Genomic DNA, 17,245 nt, shown 5'->3' on the forward strand with positions numbered 1-17,245 from the left:
AAGTACGGGGCGGGAAAATGATAATTACGCTGGATAACGCTTATCAGTCTGAGCTGTTAATAGTGCCAGCCCGCAATGATTCAGGGGCGCTAATCGGAATCGAAATAATCGTCAACTTTGTTGGCGTGGCTACAAATGTACGTATGCCGACTGAACTGGTTATGCCGTATCTCACGGCCAGGCAAGAGATTGAGCTGTTTCAGGAAAAGTTGTTACTGCTCGATAGCTGTAAACTCTTTTTTATTCAACATCAGCTGACCGCATGGATAAATATTACCCCTACGGTCGTAACCTGGTTAATTAGCGAAGGTAATGGTATTGCAATTTGTGAACGTTACCCGTCACTCGAGTTTACTGTTAATGAGAATTATCCTGAACTTAATAAAGGAAAAGAAAATACCAGTTTGATGAACTTCGCGCTTCGCTTTCCGCTGGTATTAGCCAATTTTGGTGCGGGGGATGCCTCCACTAAAGCCATTTTCGATGGATTGTTTAATCGCGTGGCGCTGGATAAAAACTTCATTCAACAACATTTAACTGATCGAACGTTTGAACCCTTTATCCGGGCCATCATGATGCAGGTTTCACCTTATTGTCAGTCGGTGATGGTGGCTGGAGTGGATGACAAAGAGACCTTGCAGCGTCTATCGGGTTTTGGCTTTAGCGCCATGCAGGGGAGTCTGTGGCCCCCGGTATCTGTAGAAAACATCACCTCTCTGGTGCAGGATAACCCTTAGGTTACCCCGTGTTTAACACCGGATAAACGCACTACACTAAAGGCAGGAGGATCTATGACCCTGTCTTTTACTTCTCACTGGCATGATGAACTGCCAGGTTTTTACACCGCGCTGAAACCCACGCCGCTCAGTAATGCTCGTCTGGTCTGGCATAACGCCGCCCTGGCGGACGAACTGGATATCCCTGCATCACTGTTTACCCCAGCCGAAGGGGCTGGCGTCTGGGGAGGCGAAACGCTGCTCCCGGGCATGAAGCCGCTGGCACAGGTCTATAGCGGCCATCAGTTTGGCGTCTGGGCCGGACAACTCGGCGATGGTCGTGGCATCCTGCTAGGCGAACAGCAGCTTGCGAATGGTCAGACGGTCGACTGGCACCTGAAAGGGGCTGGCCTGACGCCTTACTCCCGCATGGGGGATGGCCGAGCCGTGTTGCGCTCAACCATCCGGGAAGCCCTCGCTTCCGAGGCGATGCACGCGCTGGGCGTGCCCACCAGCCGTGCTTTATCGATCGTCACCAGCGATACCCCGGTATCACGTGAATCGGTGGAGCAGGGTGCGATGCTGATGCGTATAGCCCAAAGCCATGTGCGTTTCGGTCATTTTGAACACTTTTACTATCGCCGTGAGCCAGAAAAAGTGCGACAGCTGGCGGATTTCGTTATTGCCCATCACTGGCCCCACCTGCAGAACGATGCCGATAAGTATCGGCTCTGGTTCCGTGATGTTGTCGCCCGCACCGCCTCGCTAATGGCCTGCTGGCAGACGATCGGTTTTGCGCACGGGGTAATGAATACCGATAACATGTCGATACTGGGTCTGACTTTTGATTATGGCCCGTACGGTTTTCTGGATGATTACCAGCCCGGTTTTATCTGTAACCACTCCGATTATCAGGGACGCTATAGCTTCGATAACCAGCCGTCCGTGGGATTATGGAACCTGCAACGGCTGGCCCAGTCGTTATCGCCGTTTATCGACGTGGATGCCCTCAATGATGCGCTCGATGAGTATCAGGAGGTGTTGCTGCAGCAGTACGGTAAACTGATGCGCCGCAAACTGGGGCTGATGCGTCAGGAGAAGGGCGATAACACCCTCCTGAACGGGCTGTTTACGCTGATGGCAAAAGAGGGCAGTGACTATACGCGAACCTTCCGCATGCTGGGCCAGACGGAGCGCCAGAGCGCGGCGTCCCCGCTGCGGGATGAATTTATTGACCGCCAGGCCTTCGACCAGTGGTTCGCGCTCTACCGCGAGCGCCTACAGCTGGAAGATGCGGACGATGCTGCCCGACAGACGCAAATGAACGCCGTCAACCCGGCAATGATACTGCGTAACTGGCTGGCACAGCGCGCTATCGAGCAGGCAGAGCAGGGGGATTATGCCGAACTCCATCGTCTACATGAGGCGCTTCGTACGCCGTTTGCCGAACGGGATGATGACTACGTCAGCCGCCCACCGGACTGGGGCAAGCGGCTGGAAGTGAGTTGCTCAAGCTAAGGGGCAAGAAAAACCTGCGGTGTAGCGCTGGCAGGATGCGTACCAACGTGGATCTCAGCGCCATACCAGCGGGTGAGGGTATCAGCTTGTAAAACATGCTGCGCTGTTCCCCCGGCAACGAGATCGCCGTTGTGCAGCAACAGCACACGATCTGCCCACAGCGCGGCGAGGTTCAAATCGTGCAGGACAACGCACACATGCAGATGCCCGTGTCCTGTCAAACGCTTCAATAAACGCAGTATGTGTTGCTGGTGGTAAAGATCCAGCGCTGAGGTAGGTTCATCCAGAAACAGCCAGCCTCGGGGCGCCCCGTTGCGCCAGAGCTGCGCCAGCGCACGGGCAAGCTGCACCCGCTGCTGCTCACCGCCGGAGAGCGCCGAATAAGAACGTCCGGCCAGCGGCAGGCAGCCGGTCAGCTGCATGACCTGCGTAATTATTGACCTGTCCGGCGTTAAGCCCCAGGGGGTACGCCCCATGGCGACGACCGCTTCAACCGGCCAGTCAAAACCAGGCTGGGTGAGCTGGCGCATCGCCGCCCGGGTACGCGAAAGGGCCGGGGCGCTCCAGTGTGCCAGGTCTTTACCCTCAAGTTTGCACTGCCCGGCCTCGGGCTTCAGGTAGCCGGTCAGCAGCCGTAATAACGTCGATTTCCCCGCTCCGTTGGGGCCAATCAGCGCCACCAGTTCACCCGGTGCCAGAGTGAGAGAGATGTTGCGGATCACCGTCCGATCCGCCACGCGATAAGTCAGGTTTTGTGCGACAAACGTCTCAGCCATGGTGCCCTCCCCGGCGGAAGATCAGCCACAGGAACCAGGGGGCGCCGAGGAGGCTGGTCAGCAGGCCAACCGGCATCTCCGCAGGCGCCACCAGCGTACGGGCGGCCGTATCGGCGATCAGCAGCAGTAATGCTCCCGCCAGCACGGAGCCTGGGATCACCGCCCGATGATCGGAACCCAGCCACATGCGCAACAGATGGGGAACCACCAGCCCGATAAAGCCAATCACGCCGCTTACCGCCACGGCAGCAGCCACCAGCAGGGCGCTGCAGAGCAGTAAAATCCGCTGCACCATCCGCACCTCAATGCCGAGGTAGTGTGCTTCTTCATCGCCCAGCTGCAGCACGTTAAGCGCCGACGCCAACCGACAGATAATTAATACCGTGGGGAGCATCAGGGAAGTGATCGCCAGTAGCGTTGACCACTGGGCCTGACCCAGGCTACCCATGCCCCATAGCGAGAGTTGGCGTAGCTGGGCATCGTTACTGACCCACGACAATACGCCCACTGCGGCACCGCACAGGGCATTGATCGCGATCCCCACCAGCAGCAAGCGAGACAGCGAACTGTCGCGCTGCTGGCTCAGGATAAAGATCACTCCGGTGGCCGCCAGAGCGCCGACAAACGCTGCCAGCATTGGCGCGTAGAGCATCAATAGCGCGGGTAAAGAGAGCGGTAAGACCACCCATAAAGCCACAGCTAACGCCGCACCGCTACTGATCCCCAGCAGGCCCGGATCGGCGAGGGGGTTACGAAACAACCCCTGCATCACGCAGCCTGCCAACGCCAGCGAGCCGCCAATCACCAGCGCCAGCAACACGCGGGGCAAACGGATGGTAAACCATATCTGGCGCAGAGCGTCGTCACCCCTGCTCCAGAAGAGACTTACCGGCAGGCGCAACGCGCCAAAACCGGTAGCAAGCAGGGTCGCGAGGGCCAGCGAAAGGGCCAGTAACCATAGCGAGAGCGTGATTTTACGGGACATCAGGGGAGTTGCCCGGCTTTGGTACGCAGCTGCTGGATGGCCTGCGGCGTGCGAACGCTAAAGCCAAGCAGCGCCATATCGTCAATAACCAGAAGCTGTTTATGACGCCCGGCCGGGGTTTGTGCCAGCCCGGGTAACGTCCACAGGTTATCCTCGCCGCCCAGCGCTTTCACGCCGTCCTGCGAGATCACCACCAGATCGGGTTGGCTGGCGATCACCCCTTCTTGCGAAAGGGGCTGATAGCGGGTAAATCCCTGCATCGCATTTTGCAATCCGGCGGCACGGATCGCCGCATCGGCAGCGGTTTGCTGGCCTGCGGCCATCGCGGTCATTCCCCCGTGATTCAGTATGAAAAGGACACGCTTGTGAAGCGAAGAGTCAGGCAGCGCAGCCAGCTGCGCGCGCAGCCTGTTGCGCAGAACCTCGCCTTCAGCCTCCCGGTGCGTCGCCTTAGCCACAATCCGCACTTTCTCATCGATCGCGCTCAGGTCAGGACTCCCTGGCACCGTGACCACCGCGACGCGGCTTTGTTCAACCTGCTTCAGGGCCAGAGAGGGTTGCGCCTGATCGCTGGCCAGCACCAGCGTTGGGCGCATGGCGAGGATCCCTTCGGCATTGAGCTGACGCAGATAGCCCACGTCCGGCAATGATTTCGCCTCGGCGGGCCACAGGCTGGTACTGTCTCGCGCTACCAGCGACGACTGCGCACCCAGGGCATAGACGATCTCGGTAACGTCGCCCCCGAGGGCGACGATTTTTTGCGGAGTGGCGGCAAAAACCGTCAGCGGCAAGGCGGCGATCAGGACCAACAGTCTTTTCATGCGGCCAGCCCCTTAGGCAGCAGGGTGTCGATCTGAGTCCGCCACTGGGGCTGCTCTGGCTCCCCTTCGGTGCGCTGGCCATAAAGCTGGGCGATTTGCGTCCCATCGGCCGCAAAGAGCTCAAGGCTGGTGACGTGACCGTCGGCGGTGGGTTTACGGGTCACCCAGGTTTCTGCGATGGTCTCTTCCAGCAGATGGAGGGTGAAAGTCGGGTTGAAGATATTTAGCCAGCCTTTCATCGGCACCACTTTTTCGACCGCACCCGTGAAAATCTGCACGCAGCCACGATTGCCGACAAAAACCATAATTTCATTGCCATCCTGACGGGTGGTCTCCAGCAGTCTGCTCAGGGCGCTGTTATCCACCCGGCAGGCCAGATCGTCACTCACCAGGCGGAAGGCCTGCTGGCGGCTCAGGTTATGGCGTTTCAACAGACCAAAGAACTGATGCACATCGGTCATGGCGCGCCATTCTTTATCCAGGGTAGCGGCATCTGCCCCTTCGGCGTAGGTGACGGCGTCGGCCGGTTTGAGCGTCAGCGGCGGATTGTCGGCAGAGATAAAGCGCGTGAGCAGGTCGCCCCAGGCGGCAACGTCAGTCTTGTCGGTGGCGTAAACCTTCAATAGCGCATCGCCCTGATGGTCAAAAAACTGGATGCTCTGACGCGCGCCCCGGGCGTTGACCTCGCTAATATGGAAGGCGCTGGCCCACTGGCCGAGGAACAGGCGCAGATCCAGGGCCCGCGGATTCAGCACCAGCCCGGCGTGACCCTTAAGATGCTGATTGCTGAAGGCACCGACCTGCTCGTGTACCGCATATTCATTACGGCAAATGCACTTTGTTTCTCCCACGGCCTCCAGCGCGCCAAGGATCTCGCGGATCTCGCCCTGCAGACGCCAGGCATCATGCCCAACGCGCGCAGAGGTGAGTTCTGCTTCGCTGATACTCATCATGCCTGCGATGTCACGAGCATATTTACCCGGATGTTCTTCTTTTAGCGCAAGCCAGCGTGTGTAGTCATTCATTGTCTCTTCCTTCCGAATAAAGACCCCGGCGAACCGGGGCAAGGGGATTACCACTGATAACTTACGAAGATCTTACCGTTACGGCCATCCTGCGGGATGCCCTGCGGTGACCAGTACTCTTTGTCGAAGGCGTTGCCCAGCACCAGCGTGGTGGTAACACCTTTCAACTGCGCCTGTCCTTCGTAGCTGACGTAGAAGTCATTTACCGCGTAGCCAGGCTGCTTACTGTAGCTGCTGCTAACGTGGGTTGAACGGTCGGCAAAGGTGCCGATCCAGCCGACGGAGAAGCCGCTCTGGGCCACCGGTATGTTCAGTTTACTGGTGACAGTGTCCGGGTTGATGCTGGAGATGTACTCCCCGGTGTCGGTATCTTTGCCGCGAGTGCGGTTATAGGCCATGTCGAGGCTAAACAGGTCGGCGGAATATTTTGCCATCACGTCCCAGCCCCAGATTTTGGCATTCGGCACGTTGTAGGACATGGTGGTCGCAGCGGCAAAATCGACGGTGGTCGAGATGTAGTCTTTGGCGTTGGTATCAAAGTAGCTGGCTTTGAACTCCAGCGCATCGTTGCCAAGCCAGAGATTGTCAAAGCGCAGACCAAAACCATACTCCTGCGTTTCGTTGGTTTCTGGTCGCAGATTCGGGTTTGGTACCCAGTAGTTGGTGTAGAAGCTGCCGATGGAGAAGTGTTTCTCATCGTTATACATCTCACCCATGGTTGGGGCGCGGAAGGCCTGGGCATACGAGCCAAACAGCATCAGCCAGTCGGTTGGGCTAACGGTTAACCCGGCACGGGATGACCACTTATGCGCATCCACATCTTCATAGCCGTCGCTACTTCCGCGATAGTTGTCATAGCGGGTACCGCCAAGAAGGGTGACCGGCAGATCGCGTAGGGTGATCTCATCCTGCAACCAGCCTGAACTGAAGTCGATTTTCGCATCCGGGAAGCCTGTCGCAGCGCCAGATGCGTTCTGCTCCTGACGGTAATACTCGCCGCCGTAAGTCAGTAAATGAGAGGCGAAGGAGTCGCTGAACAGGCGGGAGCGGTTTTCCACTTTCCCGCCTTTGGTGGTCTGTTTGCGGAATTCGCCGGTGTCATCGAGGTTTTGCGCGTTGATGCGGGCTTCTGACCAGTACACTTTGGCATCTGCATTCAGCCAGTCGTTACCCGCCGGCGCAATCTTATAGCCAAGCTGGGCGTCACGCTGAATAGTAGAACGGTCAGTCATGGGGTTGCTGCTATCCACTTCGCCTGGCGTTTGCGGGTTTTTTGGCTCCTGCGCGGCATTATTGTAGTAACGCAGCATTCCGCTCAGGGTCTGAGCGCTGTCAATTTTCCAGCTCCCTTTTGCCAGCATGTTATTGATGGACTCATCGTTGGGCGCGGTATCACCGTCGCTCTGACGAATATCGCCCCGGTCGCGGCTGGACCAGGAGAGGAGGCCGTCGAGGGTGTCGGTACGGCCAAAGGCGCTGGCGCCCATGCCCAGGCTATGATCCCCGGTGGCGGCGGTGCCGAATACACGATATCCGCTGTTTTTCCCAGCCTCCAGCAGATCGCTGGCATTCACCGTATCGTGAGCAATCACGCCCCCCAGCGCGCCGCTGCCGTACAGCAGGGCGGAGGGGCCACGCACCACTTCGATGCGCTTAATAAGGGCGGGATCGAGAAAAGTGCTGTTGAGATGACCGGTATCGGTCCCCTGACGCACCCCATCTACCAGGATCAGTACGCCACGACGATCGTAACCGCGCAGGTTCACGTCCTGGCCGTTAGTGCGACCACTACCGTCGAGGGTTATCCCCGGTACCTGACGCAGCAAATCGGCGGCAGAGCTGGCGGTCTGATTCTCTGGGGCGGTGGCATCGATAACGCTCACCATCATCGGGGCTTCAAAGGTGCTCCGGGCGTTGCCCGTGGCGGTGACGGTCATCTCCTCCGCAGCAGCAAAAGCGGCGCCGGGCAGGGTACTGAAAATCGCCAGCGCCAGCAGCGACGGGCGCAAAGACGCGGAATGCAGGTATGGCATAGCAACTCTCCATAAGGATATGAAAGCGCTGGCTGCCTGGGGATGACCTGGGTGGCTGGCGAGGTTTTTTATTTTGTCAGGATTAATTTTCCGGCATGGGTTTGACGCAGCAGATACTGCTGGCCGTCATGCTCGATAATGACGCGGCCTTCATCGCCCAGCAGCGTTTTACTGCTGATACGACGATCGGCTGCATCGGGCGCAGGCTGTGTTTTGTCTTCAGGACGAGAAAGCGTTGCTGCAGTGTTATCCATACGTGACATAGTGTTTTCAAAATAGCAATCAATGTAACAATGATAATCATTATCAACAAAAGATCTGACACGGCAAGCGTTTTTACCAAAAAAGCGCGAGAGGATCGGATTACCGACAAATGTGAAGAAAATGAGGAGATTAAGCGCACAGAGACCCGGCGCAAAGGCCGGGTATTAGTTTAAAACCGGGTATCAACCGCGGCAGCGAGCTTTTCAATCAGCAGCTCAGTATCTTCCCAACTGAGGCACGGATCGGTAATGGACTGGCCGTAAGCAATCGGCTGACCGACCACCACTTTTTGCGTCCCTTCCTTGATAAAGCTTTCAGCCATAATGCCGGCGATGGCGGTGGAGCCGCTGCGGATCTGCTGGCAAACGTCATCGCAAACCTCCAGCTGGCGACGGTGTTGTTTCTGGCAATTACCGTGGCTGAAGTCGACAACCAGCTGCTCCGGCAGGTCAAATTCACGCAGCGTTTCACACGCCTCATGAATATCCTGGGCATGATAATTCGGCTTTTTGCCGCCGCGCATGATGATATGACCGTACGGGTTGCCGCTGGTCTGGTAGATCGTCATCTGACCGTTTTTATCCGGCGAGAGGAACATATGGCTAGCCCGCGCCGCGCGAATCGCGTCTACGGCGATACGGGTATTGCCGTCGGTGCCATTTTTAAAGCCCACAGGGCATGAGAGCGCTGAGGCCATTTCACGGTGGATCTGGCTTTCCGTCGTACGGGCGCCGATTGCGCCCCAGCTAATGAGGTCGGCGATAAACTGTCCGGTCACCATATCGAGAAATTCGGTGGCCGTCGGCATGCCAAGCTCGTTCACCTGCAGCAGCAGTTTACGCGCCAGTTGAATACCCTGATTAACGCGGTAGCTACCATTCAGATCGGGATCGGAAATCAGCCCCTTCCAGCCCACCACTGTGCGTGGTTTTTCGAAGTAGGTGCGCATGACGATCTCAAGCCGGGCCTGATGTTTGTCACGCAGCACTTTCAGCCGTTGGGCATAGTCGATAGCGGCATCAAGATCGTGGATGGAACAAGGGCCAACAATTACCAGCAGGCGAGGGTCGTCGCCATTAAGGATTTTTTCGATACGTTTTCGTGACGTTGTCACGTTTTCTGCCACGGCGGCAGAGAGAGGATAGCGCTCGGCCAGTTCGGCTGGCGTGACGAGAGTGTCAATGCGCGCCGTGCGGAGTTCATCGGTTTTATTCATGGAATATCTCAGAATTTTGTGCTTCATCGGCAAACTACCGGGAAGTGATGGGCATCACCTTAAACCAATCCCCGCTGATTTCAAGTGCAGGGCGTTATCCGCCCTGCCGTTGCGCAGCAGTATACGCTTTTATGAATTCATGTACTAGCATGTTAGTACGTGCGGCGACTCAGACCCATTATGTCGAGGATTTTGGTGGCAATCTCTTCCACCGAATAGTTAGTGCTGTTTAGCCAGGGGATCTGGTTTTTTCGGTATAAAGCTTCCACTTCAGAGACTTCCATTCGGCACTGACGCATAGAGGCGTAACGGCTATTTTCGCGGCGCTCTTCGCGGATAGCGGCCAGCCGTTCCGGGTTGATCGTCAGGCCAAAAAGTTTGTGTTGCAGCGGTTTAAGGGCCGCAGGCAGGACAAGATTGTCCATGTCGTCGGCAATAAAGGGGTAGTTGGCGGCGCGGATACCAAACTGCATCGCCAGATAGAGGCTGGTGGGGGTTTTACCGCAGCGCGAAACGCCCAGCAGGATCACCTGCGCCTGATCAAGGTTACGCATTGAAATGCCATCGTCGTGCGCCAGGGTGTAATCAATGGCGGCAATACGGGCATCGTATTTGATGATATTGGCCGGGTTCAGGCCGTGCGTACGGTGGGCGATAGGGGTCGGATCCAGTTGCAACTCATTCTGCAACGGAGCAACCAGCGCCTGAACAATATCCTGGCAGAATCCTTCGCTCTGCAAAATGATGGCCCGGATTTCAGGAAGCACAATAGAGTAAAACACCAGCGGACGTACGCCGGTTTGCTGAAAAATAGCGTCGATCTGATCCTTCACCGCCCTGGCGCGGCTTTCGTTTTCCACAAAAGGGAGCGTGATGCTGTTAATGGCGACCGGGAACTGTGACATTACCGCGTGGCCCAGCACTTCGGCGGTAATTGCCGTCCCATCGGAAATATAAAAAACCTGGCGATCCACAGCATTATCCATTTTGCGTATCCTGAATATCAAACGTAATTGACTGAAAGCATAAATTAAAAAAGTAAATCACAACAGTCAAACAGCGGGCATAATTAAAAATGAAATGGTGTTTTTATTTTTAATGAAAAGTGGATTTCATTTTTATAAACAGCGTTGTATACCGATTATTTTTGTGGGAATCCATATTAATCATTAGGTTAGCAATTGAGCGGGAACAGTCCGAAAAGCGAAAAAATAAATCTGCTTACACGATTCACCGTTTTTTTAGCGCGGATAAATATGCCAGTATAAATACCGCAGTAAGGTGTTTCTTAACCCGTTCATATATCATAAAAGGATTGTTTCGATGTCCAACAATGGCTCGTCACCGCTGGTGCTTTGGTATAACCAACTCGGCATGAATGATGTAGACAGAGTTGGAGGCAAAAATGCCTCCCTGGGTGAAATGATTACAAATCTGTCAGGTATGGGTGTCTCCGTACCGAATGGATTTGCTACCACCGCCGATGCGTTTAATCTGTTTTTAGACCAGAGCGGCGTAAACCAGCGCATTTACGACCTGCTGGACAACACGGATATTGATGATGTCTCTGCGCTTGCAAAAGCCGGGGCACAAATCCGCCAGTGGATTATCGACACACCTTTCCAGCCGGAACTGGAAAAAGCCATCCACGATGCGTACAACCAGCTCTCGGCTGATGATGCGCAAGCCTCTTTTGCCGTGCGCTCATCCGCCACCGCAGAAGATATGCCCGATGCCTCCTTTGCCGGGCAGCAGGAGACCTTCCTCAACGTGCAGGGCTATGATGCCGTGCTGGTGGCAGTGAAACACGTCTTTGCCTCCCTCTTTAACGACCGCGCCATCTCTTATCGCGTACACCAGGGCTACGACCATCGCGGCGTGGCGCTGTCGGCGGGCGTTCAACGCATGGTGCGCTCCGATCTCGCCTCATCGGGTGTGATGTTCTCTATCGATACCGAATCCGGTTTCGATCAGGTGGTCTTTATTACCTCAGCCTGGGGGCTGGGCGAAATGGTGGTCCAGGGGGCGGTGAACCCGGATGAATTCTACGTGCATAAACCGACGCTGGCCGCCGGGCGCCCGTCGATTGTGCGTCGTACCATGGGCTCGAAAAAAATCCGTATGATCTATGCCCCGAACCAGGAGCACGGTAAACAGGTGACGATTGAAGATGTACCGCAGGAACAACGCGACCGCTTCTCTCTGACCGATGCCGAAGTGCAGGAGCTGGCGAAACAGGCGGTACAGATCGAGAAACATTATGGCCGTCCGATGGATATTGAGTGGGCCAAAGATGGCAACACCGGCAAGCTGTTTATCGTCCAGGCGCGTCCGGAAACCGTGCGCTCACGCGGGCAGGTGATGGAGCGTTACACGCTGCATGCGCAGGGCAAAATTGTCGCCGAAGGCCGTGCTATCGGCCATCGTATCGGCGCCGGCCCGGTAAAAGTGATCCACGATATCAGCGAGATGAACCGCATTCAGCCCGGCGATGTGCTGGTCACCGACATGACCGACCCGGACTGGGAACCGATCATGAAGAAGGCCGCGGCCATCGTCACCAACCGTGGCGGCCGTACCTGTCACGCGGCGATCATCGCCCGTGAGCTGGGGATCCCTGCCGTTGTTGGCTGTGGGGATGCGACGGAGCGCATGAGGGATGATGAGAAGGTGACCGTCTCCTGTGCCGAGGGTGATACCGGTTATGTCTACGCCGATATTCTGGACTTCAGCGTGAAAAGCTCCAGCGTGGATACCATGCCGGATCTGCCGCTGAAGATCATGATGAACGTCGGTAACCCGGATCGCGCCTTTGACTTTGCCTGTCTGCCGAACGAAGGCGTGGGTCTGGCGCGCCTGGAATTTATCATCAACCGCATGATTGGCGTTCACCCGCGTGCGCTACTGGAGTTTGATGACCAGCCGGCGACGCTGCAGAACGAAATCCGTGAAATAATGAAAGGCTACGACTCACCGAAAGAGTTCTACGTGGGCCGTCTGTCCGAAGGAATTGCCACCCTGGGCGCGGCATTCTACCCGAAACGCGTGATCGTACGTCTGTCGGACTTTAAATCGAATGAGTACGCCAATCTGGTCGGCGGTGAGCGTTACGAGCCGGAAGAAGAGAACCCGATGCTGGGCTTCCGTGGTGCGGGTCGCTACGTCTCCGACAGCTTCCGCGACTGCTTCGCGCTGGAGTGCGAGGCGGTGAAACGCGTGCGCAACGACATGGGGCTGACCAACGTTGAAATCATGATCCCGTTTGTGCGTACCGTAGACCAGGCGAAAGCGGTGGTAGACGAGCTGGCGCGTCAGGGGCTGAAGCGCGGTGAGAACGGGCTGAAGATCATCATGATGTGCGAAATTCCGTCCAACGCACTGTTGGCAGAACAGTTCCTTGAGCACTTTGATGGCTTCTCTATCGGCTCGAACGACATGACGCAGCTGACGCTGGGTCTGGATCGCGACTCCGGCGTGGTCTCTGAGCTGTTTGATGAGCGTAACGAAGCGGTGAAAGCGCTGCTTTCTATGTCTATCCGCGCGGCGAAGAAGCAGGGCAAATATGTCGGGATTTGCGGACAGGGCCCGTCCGACCATGAAGACTTTGCGGCGTGGCTGATGGAGGAGGGCATTGATAGCCTCTCCCTGAACCCGGATACCGTGGTGCAGACCTGGCTGAGCCTGGCTGAGCTGAATAAGTAAAACCTGAATCCGGTTTTTTTATAAGGCCGGGAAAGAGTGAACAGGGCGAGGAGAATACTCCTCGCCCTTTTTATTTTCTCTTATTTGCTGCGCATCACAAATAATGCAAAAAACTAAATATCATAATTTGTCTGTTAATTTCGACAATTGTTAGCCTGGCAGGTGTTGCTAATACTTTGGCCTTAACTGCGCATTGCCCTGAAATCTGCGCATCCTGGTTGAAACACGTTTTAACCTGATAATAAGGCCAATAAAATGACACTCTCCTCTGTTTTAACTACGAAAGATAAAATAGGTTACGGTTTTGGCGATATGGCCAGTGCGCTGGTCTGGCAAACAGCAACGTTATTTCTTGCTTATTTCTATACGGATGTTTTCGGTTTGCCTGCAGCGATTATGGGAACCATGTTTTTAGTGGTTCGCGTCGTGGATGCCTTTGTCGATCCCTGCATCGGTGCCCTGGTCGACCGGACGCAAACCCGCCATGGTCGATTTCGTCCCTGGCTACTGTGGTTCGCCATTCCGTTTGGCGTAAGCTGTCTCATCACCTTCTACGTACCGGACGTGGGGGCGACGGCGAAAATAGTCTATGCCTGCCTCACCTATACCCTCCTGAGCCTGATCTACTCTGCTATCAACGTCCCGTATTGCGCCATGCCCGGTGCTCTGACGCTGGATCCGCGTGAACGTCACTCGTTACAATCCTGGCGCTTTGGACTGTCGTTCATCGGCGGGTTGATTGTCACGGTGATTGCCCTGCCGCTGGTTTCGCTCCTCGGTAATGGAAACGTGCAGAAAGGTTATTTCTACGCCATGAGCCTGATGGGGTTACTGGGTATCATTTTATTTTTCTGCTGCTTCTTCATGACCCGCGAACGTTATTCCCCACGAAATGATACTTCGGGCTCTATGTTGTCTGATTTAAAACTGCTGGCCGGCAACAGCCAGTGGCGAATTGTTTTCCTGTTTAATATTTTACTGTTAACCGCAGTGGTGACGCGTGGCTCGGCGACAATGTATTACGTTAATTATGTCCTGCTGCGCCCGTATCTGGTCTTTGCGTTTATCGTGGCCGGAATGGTCGCAGCCCTGAGCGGGGCGTTATTGTCCGAACGTCTGTTAGGTAAATTCGACCGCGTACGTGCTTATCAGTGGACAATAATCTCTTTCGTGATATTTGGTGCGCTGATCTTCTTTATTCCCCCATCACAGATCTGGCTTATCTTTGGCCTGAATATCATTTTTAGCTTTATTCAAAACCTGACGACACCATTACAGTGGACGATGTTCTCTGACGTGGTCGACTACGAAGAACATCGCAGCGGTCGTCGTCTTGATGGGCTGGTTTTTTCAACCGCGCTGTTTGCCATTAAGTTCGGCCTGGCGCTGGGCGGTGCCGTTGTGGGCTGGGTGCTGGGTATGGTGAATTATGCCCCAGGACAGGCGACCCAGACGCCGCACGTGCTTACCACGATTAATGCGCTCTTTACCCTCATTCCTTGCGCGCTATTTCTGGGCATGGTGGTACTGCTTGCCCTCTACAAGCTTAACAGCCGGGTGGTGGATTCCATCGCCCGTGAGCTCGCCAGCAAGCGCGACGCACTGACCGCTGCAAGACCGCTTAGCCCTGCCATTCAATCTGCCACACAGGAGTAAACTATGACTGCTATCTACAAGGATGCGGGCCGTCCCGTTCAGGAACGCGTTGCTGATTTACTGGCGCGCATGACTCCGGAGGAGAAATTTGCCCAGATGCACGCCTACTGGTTGATCCTCGATGAACACGGCCACCACCGTGAGCGCAGCGATCTCAGCGATGAATTTGCGGGCGTCACTGAGCAGGCATCCCTCAACGAACGCCTCAAGTTAGGCGTGGGACAGATCACCCGTCCGCTGGGAACCCATATTGTGGAGGCAAAAACCGGCGTTCGTGCCGCAAACCGACTGCAACGAATGATGATGGAGGAAACCCGGCTGGGTATTCCTGCGCTGTTCCATGAAGAGTGCCTGGTCGGCCTGTTATGTAAAGACGCCACCCTTTTTCCCTCTTCACTGAATTATGGATCGACCTGGGATCCGGCACTGGTTCAGCGTGCCGCAGAGCAGATTGGCAAGGAGGCGCGATCTGTGGGCTGCCAGCAGGGACTGGCGCCGGTGCTGGACGTCTCCCGTGATGTACGCTGGGGCCGCACTGAAGAGACCTTTGGGGAAGATCCCTGGCTGGTGGGGGTGATGGCGACGGCGTATGTCAAAGGGCTGCAGGGAAAAGAGCGTGATCTGCTGGCCACGCTAAAACACTATGTGGGCCACTCCTTCAGCGAAGGGGCGCGTAACCATGCTCCGGTACATCTCGGCTTTAGCGAACTGAACGATACCTTCCTGCTGCCGTTCGAGATGGCGGTTAAGCTGGCCAACGCCGGCTCGGTGATGCCGGCCTACCACGATATCGATAATCAGCCGGGGCATAGCGATAGCTTCCTGCTGACCACGGTCTTACGCGAACAGTGGGGGTTTGACGGGCTCATTGTCGCCGATTACGGCGGCGTGAGTTTGCTGCATCAGCATCACGGTATCTCTCATGACGCTGCGGAGTCAGCAGCGCTGGCGTTTAATGCCGGGCTGGACGTCGAGCTACCGAAGGATGATTGCGCCCGCCATCTCGCAGATGCGGTCGCGCGCGGGCTGATAACGATGGCGAAGATTGATGAAATCGTCGCGCGCGTGCTCACGGAAAAATTCCGTCTTGGCTTATTTGAACAGCCTTACGTGGATGAGAGCGGTATCGACCTGCAGAACGAAGAGACCCGGCAGGTGGCACGCGAAGTGGCCACGCGCTCCATGACCCTGCTGGTGAATAACGGGATCTTACCTCTGTCCTCGACACCGCAGGTGGCCGTCGTCGGGCCTACCGCCGATGATCCCCTTGCGCTGCTGAGTGGCTATAGCTTCCCGGTGCATCTGATTATTAGCGATATGGTGGAGGAAACTGTTCAGGTCACTACACCGCTGGCGGCCCTGAAACACTACCTCGGAGAGGGCAATGTCCGCTATGCCAAAGGTTGCCATATCATTGAGCACCGGATGGCGGGGGCGCCGGTCTTCCCGGGGGAGAGCAGCGGCAAGCCAATGCAGCAATCACCGGTCTCGCACGATACCGGTCTGATAGCGCAGGCGGTGCGCGCCGCGCAGGATAGCGAGGTCGTGGTGGCATGCGTCGGGGATCTGGCGGGCTTATTCCAGAGTGGCACCGTTGGCGAAGGGTCCGATACCGATAGCCTGAATTTACCGGGTGTACAACAGCAACTGCTGGAAGCGCTGGTTGCCACCGGCAAACCGGTAATTGTGGTGATGACCGGCGGCCGACCTTACAACCTGCAGGGGCTGGAGGAGAAGGTGGCCGCCCTGATGCTGGCCTGGGCTCCGGGTCAGGAAGGGGGCTGGGCCATCGCGGACGTGCTGACAGGGCGCGCTGAGCCTGAAGGCCGGCTGGTGGTCAGCGTACCGAAAAGCGCAGGGGCGATACCGTATTACTACAACCACAAGCTGAAAAGCGGCGGCACGCCGTTTGCTTTCCATTTTGGCGCGCGCTATCCCTTCGGCTTTGGTCTGGGATGGACGCAATTTGACTGGAGCGCGGCGCAACTCGCTGAAAGTCAGGTTGCGATAACCGGTGACGTTGCGGTGAGTATTACCCTGAAGAACGTAGGCGAGCGTAGCGGCAGTGAAGTCGTCCAGCTGTACGTACGCGATAAAGTGGCGACGCAGGTAAGGCCCTTACAGGAGTTGAAAGCGTTTCAACGGGTCACGCTTGCGCCAGGCGAATCGGCGACGCTCACCTTCACGCTGCCTGTCGATATGTTCAACTTTACGCGCCGCGACGGCAAGCGCATCGTCGAGCCCGGCGAGTTTGAACTCCAGCTCGGGGCGTCGTCGGCGGATATTCGTGATGTTGTCACGGTCAACGTAACGGGTGAGACTCGGATTCTGCCTGCCCAATGGCGAATGGTGGGGCGGTGCGAGGTCAATCGCGGATAGCAGGATAAAAAAAAGCCCATCGTGGGAGATGGGCAAAGACTACACACAGCAATTCGTTGTTTCACTCAGGGGATTTCCATGCTTATAAATCAACGCGTTGATTCATAACCGTGACCTAATAGTAGGCTTGCGCGCTTTTTGCGTCGATCGGATT

The 17,245-nt window shown here is 56.2% G+C and carries 13 protein-coding genes and 1 other RNA gene; 5 read left to right on the plus strand and 9 right to left on the minus strand.

Annotated features, from left to right (window positions below; genetic code table 11):
• The first annotated feature begins 17 nt into the window (after positions 1-17).
• On the plus strand, positions 18-737 hold the full coding sequence (locus B2Q93_RS00900) for an EAL domain-containing protein (protein ID WP_046885915.1): 720 nt from the start codon (positions 18-20) through the stop codon (positions 735-737).
• 54 nt (positions 738-791) lie between these two features.
• On the plus strand, positions 792-2,234 hold the full coding sequence (selO, locus tag B2Q93_RS00905; protein WP_286808029.1) for a protein adenylyltransferase SelO: 1,443 nt from the start codon (positions 792-794) through the stop codon (positions 2,232-2,234).
• Here selO and B2Q93_RS00910 read toward each other — a convergent pair.
• The 8 genes from B2Q93_RS00910 to ppsR all read right to left on the minus strand — a co-directional run bounded on the left by B2Q93_RS00910 (position 2,231) and on the right by ppsR (position 10,340).
• Entirely contained in the window at positions 2,231-3,010 is a 780-nt protein-coding gene (locus B2Q93_RS00910) for a heme ABC transporter ATP-binding protein (protein ID WP_286808030.1), read from the minus strand. The two genes, selO and B2Q93_RS00910, sit on opposite strands and share 4 nt — an antisense overlap.
• The gene (locus B2Q93_RS00915; protein WP_233802137.1) at positions 3,003-3,995 is read right to left on the minus strand and encodes a FecCD family ABC transporter permease; all 993 of its coding nucleotides are present in this window, start codon (positions 3,993-3,995) and stop codon (positions 3,003-3,005) included. Before B2Q93_RS00915 ends, B2Q93_RS00910 begins: the two co-directional genes overlap by 8 nt.
• On the minus strand, positions 3,995-4,816 hold the full coding sequence (locus tag B2Q93_RS00920; protein ID WP_212477942.1) for a heme/hemin ABC transporter substrate-binding protein: 822 nt from the start codon (positions 4,814-4,816) through the stop codon (positions 3,995-3,997). Before B2Q93_RS00920 ends, B2Q93_RS00915 begins: the two co-directional genes overlap by 1 nt.
• Positions 4,813-5,841 carry a hemin-degrading factor gene (locus tag B2Q93_RS00925; RefSeq protein ID WP_286931615.1) on the minus strand — a complete coding sequence of 343 codons (1,029 nt, stop codon included), beginning with the start codon at positions 5,839-5,841 and terminating at the stop codon, positions 4,813-4,815. The genes B2Q93_RS00920 and B2Q93_RS00925 overlap by 4 nt, the downstream gene beginning before the upstream one ends.
• Before the next feature lie 47 nt (positions 5,842-5,888).
• A complete protein-coding gene (locus B2Q93_RS00930) occupies positions 5,889-7,874 on the minus strand; it encodes a TonB-dependent hemoglobin/transferrin/lactoferrin family receptor (RefSeq protein WP_286931616.1) in 1,986 nt (661 codons plus the stop codon).
• A 68-nt stretch (positions 7,875-7,942) separates the two neighbouring features.
• Positions 7,943-8,137, minus strand: coding sequence for a hemin uptake protein HemP (gene hemP / locus B2Q93_RS00935; RefSeq protein ID WP_040075988.1), 195 nt, complete (start codon positions 8,135-8,137; stop codon positions 7,943-7,945).
• Between the two features lie 170 nt (positions 8,138-8,307).
• A complete protein-coding gene (aroH, locus tag B2Q93_RS00940; protein ID WP_040078513.1) occupies positions 8,308-9,354 on the minus strand; it encodes a 3-deoxy-7-phosphoheptulonate synthase AroH in 1,047 nt (348 codons plus the stop codon).
• Between the two features lie 152 nt (positions 9,355-9,506).
• Positions 9,507-10,340, minus strand: coding sequence for a posphoenolpyruvate synthetase regulatory kinase/phosphorylase PpsR (gene ppsR / locus B2Q93_RS00945; protein ID WP_286931617.1), 834 nt, complete (start codon positions 10,338-10,340; stop codon positions 9,507-9,509).
• A 337-nt stretch (positions 10,341-10,677) separates the two neighbouring features.
• On the opposite strand from ppsR, the gene ppsA reads away from it, so the two are divergent.
• From ppsA to B2Q93_RS00960, 3 genes are all read left to right on the plus strand, one after another.
• Complete coding sequence (gene ppsA / locus B2Q93_RS00950) at positions 10,678-13,056, plus strand: phosphoenolpyruvate synthase (protein WP_286931618.1); 2,379 nt, start codon at positions 10,678-10,680, stop codon at positions 13,054-13,056.
• A gap of 255 nt (positions 13,057-13,311) precedes the next feature.
• Positions 13,312-14,712 carry an MFS transporter gene (locus B2Q93_RS00955; RefSeq protein ID WP_286931619.1) on the plus strand — a complete coding sequence of 467 codons (1,401 nt, stop codon included), beginning with the start codon at positions 13,312-13,314 and terminating at the stop codon, positions 14,710-14,712.
• Between the two features lie 3 nt (positions 14,713-14,715).
• On the plus strand, positions 14,716-17,091 hold the full coding sequence (locus B2Q93_RS00960) for a glycoside hydrolase family 3 N-terminal domain-containing protein (RefSeq protein WP_286781067.1): 2,376 nt from the start codon (positions 14,716-14,718) through the stop codon (positions 17,089-17,091).
• A gap of 4 nt (positions 17,092-17,095) precedes the next feature.
• On the opposite strand, the gene rprA is transcribed toward B2Q93_RS00960, so the two are convergent.
• Positions 17,096-17,203: antisense sRNA RprA (gene rprA, locus B2Q93_RS00965), an RNA gene on the minus strand.
• Positions 17,204-17,245 lie beyond the last annotated feature (42 nt).

Origin of the sequence: Leclercia sp. UBA5958, from assembly GCF_002430365.1 — a bacterium.
GTDB classification, from domain to species: domain Bacteria; phylum Pseudomonadota; class Gammaproteobacteria; order Enterobacterales; family Enterobacteriaceae; genus Enterobacter; species Enterobacter pneumoniae.

Bases quoted from the DNA above. Each gene is read 5' to 3' on its own strand.
- B2Q93_RS00900 (WP_046885915.1), top strand. From the start codon at position 18: ATGATAATTACGCTGGATAACGCTTATCAGTCTGAGCTGTTAATAGTG.
- selO (WP_286808029.1), top strand. From the start codon at position 792: ATGACCCTGTCTTTTACTTCTCACTGGCATGATGAACTGCCAGGTTTT.
- B2Q93_RS00910 (WP_286808030.1), bottom strand. From the start codon at position 3,010: ATGGCTGAGACGTTTGTCGCACAAAACCTGACTTATCGCGTGGCGGAT.
- B2Q93_RS00915 (WP_233802137.1), bottom strand. From the start codon at position 3,995: ATGTCCCGTAAAATCACGCTCTCGCTATGGTTACTGGCCCTTTCGCTG.
- B2Q93_RS00920 (WP_212477942.1), bottom strand. From the start codon at position 4,816: ATGAAAAGACTGTTGGTCCTGATCGCCGCCTTGCCGCTGACGGTTTTT.
- B2Q93_RS00925 (WP_286931615.1), bottom strand. From the start codon at position 5,841: ATGAATGACTACACACGCTGGCTTGCGCTAAAAGAAGAACATCCGGGT.
- B2Q93_RS00930 (WP_286931616.1), bottom strand. From the start codon at position 7,874: ATGCCATACCTGCATTCCGCGTCTTTGCGCCCGTCGCTGCTGGCGCTG.
- hemP (WP_040075988.1), bottom strand. From the start codon at position 8,137: ATGTCACGTATGGATAACACTGCAGCAACGCTTTCTCGTCCTGAAGAC.
- aroH (WP_040078513.1), bottom strand. From the start codon at position 9,354: ATGAATAAAACCGATGAACTCCGCACGGCGCGCATTGACACTCTCGTC.
- ppsR (WP_286931617.1), bottom strand. From the start codon at position 10,340: ATGGATAATGCTGTGGATCGCCAGGTTTTTTATATTTCCGATGGGACG.
- ppsA (WP_286931618.1), top strand. From the start codon at position 10,678: ATGTCCAACAATGGCTCGTCACCGCTGGTGCTTTGGTATAACCAACTC.
- B2Q93_RS00955 (WP_286931619.1), top strand. From the start codon at position 13,312: ATGACACTCTCCTCTGTTTTAACTACGAAAGATAAAATAGGTTACGGT.
- B2Q93_RS00960 (WP_286781067.1), top strand. From the start codon at position 14,716: ATGACTGCTATCTACAAGGATGCGGGCCGTCCCGTTCAGGAACGCGTT.